The sequence below is a fragment of the Psychrobacter sp. 1U2 genome (assembly GCF_051847575.1).
The window spans coordinates 1-590 of the sequence record NZ_JBPYDC010001490.1 but is presented as its reverse complement, the minus strand read 5'-3'; the positions used below and the strand labels follow the sequence as shown (position 1 = coordinate 590).

1 protein-coding gene is annotated in these 590 nt (G+C 36.9%); it reads right to left on the bottom strand.

Annotated elements, in window-relative coordinates:
* The coding region (locus ACS8FD_RS22790) for a c-type cytochrome (RefSeq protein ID WP_439277532.1) at nt 1-285 on the bottom strand (285 nt) is incomplete at its 3' end.
* Nucleotides 286-590: the final 305 nt, after the last annotated feature.

The window sequence follows — 590 nt, the reverse complement described above, 5'->3', positions numbered from 1 at the left end:
ATCACATAATCCGCCCGCTGGCATTTGAATCATGCCACCCTTTACAGAATCAATCAGTGCAGGCATACCTTTTCGTTCTATAAGGCGTTGCCACTGAGCGCTATCACCTTTCTTGATGGCATTTAATGCCCCACTGTCATGGCAAGCCGCGCATGAGTCATTGTAGATTTTGGAGATATCAGTTGCTGCATGACTACTCGTCATAGCAATGCTGATGACAAGTGCCACCATACTACTACTCAAGGCTTGGCCTATTTTAATGCTACTAATATTTAATAAACGCATATGATATCCTCTTTAACAGAATAATCATGTCTACAATTATTCGATACATAAACTTGTTAACTGATAATATCTTATATTGTAACGATATATGTCGAGTCAAAGTAGTATTATCTCGTTTAATGTTAGTAACGCTTAAGCGTTGTATGATAATTTTGCTAAGCTGCTATTCACTTTAGTGTTATGCTGTCATATATAGAACGGCAGAGATAAGCAATATACCAAATAGATCATCGTAACACTCATCCTTTATCTGGCTGCTTATTGGTATTAAAAGTCATTCTAAGTTTTGTATTATCGATGTGACA